General features: G+C 69.8%; 5 protein-coding genes and 1 other RNA gene. All 6 read left to right on the plus strand.

The window, feature by feature from the left end:
* The first annotated feature begins 86 nt into the window (after nucleotides 1–86).
* The 6 genes from prfB (at nucleotide 87) to ssrA (ending at nucleotide 6,742) form a co-directional block, all read left to right on the plus strand.
* Complete coding sequence (gene prfB / locus DQW06_RS18060; protein WP_013154729.1) at nucleotides 87–1,205, plus strand: peptide chain release factor 2; 1,119 nt, start codon at nucleotides 87–89, stop codon at nucleotides 1,203–1,205.
* A 488-nt stretch (nucleotides 1,206–1,693) separates the two neighbouring features.
* On the plus strand, nucleotides 1,694–2,383 hold the full coding sequence (ftsE, locus tag DQW06_RS18065) for a cell division ATP-binding protein FtsE (protein WP_013154728.1): 690 nt from the start codon (nucleotides 1,694–1,696) through the stop codon (nucleotides 2,381–2,383).
* 57 nt (nucleotides 2,384–2,440) lie between these two features.
* Nucleotides 2,441–3,352, plus strand: a complete 912-nt coding sequence (gene ftsX, locus DQW06_RS18070) for a permease-like cell division protein FtsX (RefSeq protein WP_013154727.1) — start codon at nucleotides 2,441–2,443, stop codon at nucleotides 3,350–3,352.
* A 74-nt stretch (nucleotides 3,353–3,426) separates the two neighbouring features.
* Nucleotides 3,427–3,891, plus strand: a complete 465-nt coding sequence (smpB, locus tag DQW06_RS18075; protein ID WP_013154726.1) for an SsrA-binding protein SmpB — start codon at nucleotides 3,427–3,429, stop codon at nucleotides 3,889–3,891.
* Between the two features lie 23 nt (nucleotides 3,892–3,914).
* The gene (locus DQW06_RS18080; protein WP_117198961.1) at nucleotides 3,915–5,957 is read left to right on the plus strand and encodes a penicillin-binding transpeptidase domain-containing protein; all 2,043 of its coding nucleotides are present in this window, start codon (nucleotides 3,915–3,917) and stop codon (nucleotides 5,955–5,957) included.
* Between the two features lie 413 nt (nucleotides 5,958–6,370).
* Nucleotides 6,371–6,742: a transfer-messenger RNA gene (gene ssrA, locus DQW06_RS18085) on the plus strand.
* Nucleotides 6,743–6,785: the final 43 nt, after the last annotated feature.

The raw sequence follows: 6,785 nt of genomic DNA on the forward strand, positions 1-6,785 counted from the left end.
GCCCAGCCCCCGTCCGACCCCGACGGGCTCCCCGCGCAGGTGCGCGCGGGGAGCCCGTCCCCTGTTTGGGGCCTACACTGGGGTCCGTGGCAGAACTGGACCCAGCAGAGAAGATCAAGGACCTCGCGGCGACCCTGGCGAGCGTCAGCGCCGTGTTGGACCTGGAGGCCATGCACACGCAGATCGCCGAACTGCGCGAGCAGTCCGCGGACCCCGAGCTGTGGGCCGACCAGGACAACGCGCAGAAGGTGACGCGCCAGCTCTCCAGCCTGGAGTCCATGGTCAACAAGATCAACGGCATCGGCCAGCGGCTCGACGACCTCGGCGTGCTCTACGAGCTGGCCGAGGCCGAGGACGACGCCGACACCAGGGTCGAGGCCGACCGCGAGCTCGACCAGCTGCGCAAGGAGATCGGCGAGCTGGAGGTGCGCACCCTCCTCAACGGGCCGCACGACGAGCGCGAGGCCATCGTCACGATCAACTCCCAGGCGGGCGGCGTGGACGCCGCGGACTGGGCGCAGATGCTCCAGCGCATGTACCTGCGCTGGGCCGAGCGGCACGGCTACCCCACGGACGTCTACGAGACCTCCTACGCCGAGGAGGCGGGCATCAAGTCCACCTCCTTCGCCGTCAAGACCCCGTTCGCCTACGGCACCCTGCGCGGCGAGCACGGCACGCACCGCCTGGTGCGCATCTCGCCGTTCGACAACCAGAACCGGCGTCAGACCTCGTTCGCGGGCGTGGACGTCGTCCCGGTGGTGGAGCAGAGCGACCACATCGAGATCGACGACGGCGACCTGCGGGTGGACGTGTACCGCTCCAGCGGCCCCGGCGGCCAGGGCGTCAACACCACCGACTCGGCGGTGCGCATCACCCACCTGCCGACCGGCATCGTGGTGTCCTGCCAGAACGAGCGGTCGCAGCTGCAGAACAAGGCCACGGCCATGTCGATGCTCCAGGCCAAGCTGCTGGCGCGCAAGCGCGAGGAGGAGCAGGCGGCGCTGGACGAGATCCGCGGCGACTCGGTGAGCAGCTGGGGCACCCAGATGCGCAACTACGTCCTGCACCCCTACCAGAGCGTCAAGGACGTGCGCACCGGCGCCGAGACCGGCAACACCTCGGGTGTGCTGGACGGTGACATCGACGAGTTCATCGACGCCGAGATCCGCTGGATGCGCAGCCGGGAGCGCTCCGAGGACGCCTAGCGGCACCCTCCCGGCGGCCCCGCCCCGGGGGAACTCCCTCCGCCCTTGCGCGCCGCGCCGCGGCGCGGTCACCGCGCCGCCCCTCCCGGGGACGCGGCGGCGAGCCGGACGCGGGTCCCGGCGCCCCCGGGCGCCGGGGCCTTCCGCGGCCGGGCCGGTCCCGGCGGGGGCCGCGGACACGCCCGGTCGCGACGGTGGCACCCCGCGTGAGCGGGCGGGACGCATGTGGCCATTGTGTCCCAATGGTGATGATCACGTCTCCGCAGTTTTACCGAAACTGCTATATGTGAACGTTATCATCGGTTGACGCCTCCGATATGCTCGAGGCTGTTGTCCGATGGTGCACTGATCTTCGGGTGTGAGGCGACCGGGACAATCCGGGCCGCTCCCCCCTCTACACTGTCGGTTGGCCATGTGGCCGGTACGATCCCGCGCGGAGTGCCCTCCACTGCGGGTGCCCATACCTTCGAGAACCTTGTGATGCGCCTGTGATCCACTTCGATAACGTCACCAAGGTCTACCCGACCCAGAAGCGCCCCGCGCTCGACGGCGTTTCCATTGACGTAGACAAGGGCGAGTTCGTCTTCCTGGTCGGTCCGTCCGGCTCCGGCAAGTCGACCTTCCTCCGCTTGGTCCTCAAGGAGGAGAAGCCCGACAAGGGACGTGTGCACGTCGCCGGCAAGGACCTGGCGCGCCTGTCCAACTGGAAGGTCCCCCACCTGCGCCGCCGTATCGGCTGCGTCTTCCAGGACTTCCGCCTGCTGCCGAACAAGAACGTCTTCGAGAACGTCGCCTTCGCGCTGGAGGTCATCGGCAAGCCCCGCCGCTTCATCCGCAAGGTCGTCCCGGAGGTCGTCGAACTCGTCGGCCTGGAGGGCAAGGCCGGGCGGATGCCCAACGAACTCTCCGGCGGTGAGCAGCAGCGCGTGGCCATCGCCCGCGCGTTCGTCAACCGTCCCCAGATCCTGCTGGCCGACGAGCCCACGGGCAACATCGACCCCGCGACCTCCATCGGCATCATGAAGGTGCTGGACCGAATCAACCGCACGGGCACCACCGTCGTCATGGCGACCCACGACGCCGCCATCGTCGACTCGATGCGCAAGCGCGTGATCGAGCTTGAAGAGGGCTTGGTAGTGCGCGACCAGACGCGCGGCGTCTACGGCCAGGCGTACTGACCTCCCGCTGCGAGGACCGGCGCGGCGAAGCCCCGAAGGATGGACCTTTAACAGATCATGCGAGCACAATTCGTTCTCTCCGAGACGTGGATCGGCCTTCGCCGAAACCTGACGATGACCATCGCGGTCATCACGACGGTGGCCATCTCACTGACTCTTTTCGGCGCCGGTCTACTGGTCAACCAGCAGGTCTCCGAGATGCGCAGTTACTGGGACGAGCGGATCACGCTCACCATCTACATGTGCACCGAGATCTCGCCCACCACGGCCTGCCAGGAGAACGGCCCGGCCACCGACGAGGACCGCCAGGCCCTGGAGCAGACCCTCGAAGGCCTGGCCCAGGTGCAGGACTACACCTACCTCACCGCGGCCGAGGCCTGGCAGGACTTCCAGGACCGGCTCGGCTCCTCCAACGAGGCGCTGGCCAACGCCGCGCAGGAGGGTGACATCCCGGACAACTACCGGGTGCAGCTCACCGACCCCTCCCAGTACCAGACCGTGCGCTCGGCGGTGGAGGGAGCCCCGGGCGTCGACAGCATCTCCGACGACCAGCTCGTGCTGGAGCAGTTCTTCGGGCTGCTGGACGGTCTGCGCGCGGCCGCCCTCGTGCTCGCGGGTGTCCAGCTGGCCGCCGCCGCGCTGCTGATCGGCAACACCATCCGGCTGTCGGCCTACAGCCGCCGCCGGGAGACCGGCATCATGCGTCTGGTCGGCGCGTCGAACTTCTACATCCAGCTGCCGTTCCTGCTGGAGGGCGCGGTCGCCGGCCTCATCGGCGGTCTGATCGCCTCCGGCTTCATCGTGGCAACCCGCTACACCCTGCTCACGCAGATCGAGGACTGGTTCCAGTTCGACGTGGCCCTGGGCGCGGGTTCGCTGATGTACGTCATCGGCGTCTCGATGATCCTCGGCATCCTGCTGTGCACCATCACCTCGTTCCTCACCCTGCGCCGCTACCTCAAGATCTGACACGGCCGCCTGGGGCGGGGAGGATTCGACACCGGGGGGCCTCGTGCCCCCCGGACGTATGAAGGGACACACCTGTGGCACGGGAGACCGGGCGCAAGCTCATCGCGCAGAACCGCCGGGCCCGGCACGACTACCACATCGACGAGACCTACGAGGCGGGCCTCGTCCTCACCGGTACCGAGGTCAAGTCGCTGCGGCAGGGCCGCGCCTCCCTCGTGGACGGCTTCGCGCACATCAACGACGGCGAGGTGTGGCTGGAGAACGTCCACATCCCCGAGTACTCCCAGGGAACCTGGACCAACCACGCCGCCCGACGATCGCGTAAGCTACTCCTGCACCGCGAGCAGATCTCCCGGCTGATCGGCAAGACCCGGGAACCCGGCTTCACGCTCGTCCCGCTGTCCCTGTACTTCAGTGACGGGCGCGCCAAGGTGGAGATCGCTCTGGCCCGCGGTAAGCGTGAGTACGACAAGCGCCACGACATCGCCGAGCGCGAGGCGAAGCGCGACATGGAACGCGCCCTGCGCCGCCGTCGATGAGGCAGCCGAAAGGAACACACACGGTGTCCCCCCGTCCCCTCGGCCGGTTCACGGCCGCCGGCAGCGGCCTGCTCCTCGCCGCTGCCCTGGTCGCGTGCACACCGCACCCCAGTCCCGAGGTGGCGGTCAGGTCCTTCCTGCTCGCCTGGCAGGACGGTGACCACGAGACCGCCGCCGCCTACACCGACGGAGACCCCGCACAGGTGTCCGCGGCCCTCACGGACATGCGCGAGCAGCTCGACCTGGCCTCCCTGCGGTTCCAGCTCGGACCCATCTCCCGCGAGGGCGATTCGGCGCAGGCCGAGTTCGGTGTCAACGCCGACCTCGGCATCGGCGACCCGACCTGGAACTACACCGGGCGCATGCCCCTGGAGTGGGGCCCCGACGGCTGGCTCATCTCCTGGTCCACGAGCGTGCTGCACCCCGACCTGAGCGAGGAGGAGCGCCTCGCGGTCAGCTACGAGAGCCAGGAGCGCGGCCAGATCCTCGACCGCGAGGGCGAGCCGCTGGTCACCGCGGACAGTGTGACGGCCTTCGGCGTCTACCCCGCGGACATGGAGGACAAGGAGGCCGGGGTCACCCAGCTCGCCGAACTCCTCGACGAGGACCCCGACCCGCTCCTGAACCGGGTGCGCTCCGCACCGCCCGAGCAGTTCCAGCCGCTGGTGCTCATGCGCGGCTCCAGCGTGGACGAGACGCTGCTGAGCGAGGCCTCGAGGATCTCCGGGGTGGACACCCAGGAGGTCCAGGTCAACCTGACGCCCTCGGTGTCGCCGTTCCTGCTGGGCGAGGTCGCCGGGACCGCCGAGCACCGGGTCTCCTCCCGCGTGCCCGGCTCCTACCAGGCGGGCGACACCGTCGGCCTGAACGGGCTCCAGAACATCTTCCAGCACGAGCTGGCCGGTTCGGGCACCACCCAGGTGGTCTCCCTGGACCAGGACGGACAGGTCACCGACGTCCTGCAGGCGTGGGAGGGCTCGCTCAGCGGGGCCATCGACACCACCCTGGACCTGGACGTGCAGCGGGCCGCCGAGAACGCGCTGACGACGGTGCCGGGCAACGGCTACCTGGTGGCGGTCGACACCGGCAGCGGCGAGGTCCTGGCCGCTGCGAGCGCCTCGGGCAGCACCGCGGACGACAACGCCTTCACCGGCTCCTACCTGCCGGGCAGCACCTTCGGCATGGTCACCGCCCTGGCCGCCCTGGAGTCGGGTGCGGCCACCCCCGAGAGCGAGGTGCCCTGCGGCTACTCCGCGGAGATCGGCGGACGCACCTTCGTCAACCCGGGTGGCGGGGCCCTGCTCGACCAGGCCACCCTGGCCCGCAACATCACCTTCAGCTGCAACGTCGGCTTCGCGGGCCTGGGCGCCGAGGTGGGGCCGGAGGCGATCGCCGAGACCGCCGGACGGGTGGGCATCGGCGCCGAGTGGCAGCTGCCCGTCCCGGCCTCCTCGGGTTCGGTGGCCGTGGAGGAGGGCGAGGAGAACGTGGCCGCGGCCATGATCGGCGAGCACGGCGTGCGGGTCAGCCCGCTGTCCATGGCCCTGGTCGCCGCCGCGGTCGCGGACGGCACGTGGAACGCGCCGGCCCTGGTGCCGGAGGAGGGCCCGGACCCGATCGGGGCCGCCACCCTGGACGACGCCCACCTGGAGGTGGTCCGCACCGGGCTGCGCGACGCGGTGACCAACCGCATGCCCGAGCTGCTCGCCACCGGGGGAGAGGTCTACGGGCAGGCGGCCCGCGTGGAGCAGGGCGACACCTCGCTGCACTGGTTCGTCGGCTACAAGGACGACGTGGCCTTCGCCGTCCTGGCCGAGGCCGACCCGGCGACGACCCTGGTGTCGCAGCACGCGGTGAACGCCGCGGGCTCCTTCCTCGACGGGATGGCCAACGGGGTGCCCGAGGGGGCCCCCGCCGGGCCGACCACCGGCGAGCAGGTGCCCGGCGGTCCCACGACCACCGAGGGCGTGGGCCTGCCCTCGGAGCAGACGGATCCGACGCAGACCGGACCGACGGGGCCGACCAACCAGGCCGACCTGACGGGCACGGAGGAGACCGGCTGGTAGGGCCGGCCGGTCGGCGGCTCCGGTCACCGTTCCTTCTGAACAGGGCAGAACCCGGCAAAGAGCGGACCCTCGGGCAACCTCCCGGGGGTCCGCCCGCGTCTTCCCCTATGACTGGGCCGCGACAGGGGGTAGCGGACCAGTGAGGGGCAGGACCTCATCTCGGGGGAGATCCTGTCGTTTCCCAAGGTCGGCCCGACCCTGCCGACCGCCCCCGCGGGCCGCGTCGACCACCTCTTGCGTCCGCGCCCGCGGGGGTTTCTCCCCGTCCGGGCCCGGCGGCCGCGGATTCCCCTCCGCTACCGGGAATCAGCTTGGCCCCTGTACTGTTCAACAGGTAGAGTGACGGACGCGCGAGCGTTCGCCGCTCGCATGTCGGCCGCCCCGCCTGGCGGGGAGGCCGTGACAATTCCACAGGGGGTGATCGGTTTCGACTTCGGTAGTCGTTCCAGGGGAAGCGGGTCGAGGGTTGCGTTTGTGACCTCGTTAATCCTGCATTCGCGTAAACACAAGTGCCAATTCTAAGCGCACTGAGTTCGCTCTCGCTGCCTAAGCGATAGCGTCTCTGTCGGCCTGGGCTCGTCATCGGCCCAGATCCCGGCATCAGCTAGATGACTTACCGCTCAGATCAGGCCACGGGGCCTGAGCGGGACATCTTCGTGGCTGGGCCTGTCAGCGATGTGTCCGTGCAAGCGCTGAGGCCGAGTAGAACGACAGCGCGGACTGCACCCGGAGAAGCCCTGGCTCGGTGCTGAAGGACGCGGGTTCGATTCCCGCCACCTCCACGTGTTGCGCGGGCTGCTGCTCGCCGGTCTTCGACCGGCTCGCCGC

Source organism: Nocardiopsis sp. TNDT3, from assembly GCF_003427465.1.
GTDB lineage: Bacteria > Actinomycetota > Actinomycetes > Streptosporangiales > Streptosporangiaceae > Nocardiopsis > Nocardiopsis dassonvillei.

What these genes read in the sequence shown, in the direction of transcription:
- ftsX (WP_013154727.1), top strand. Translation starts at nt 2,441, where the DNA reads ATGCGAGCACAATTCGTTCTCTCCGAGACGTGGATCGGCCTTCGCCGA.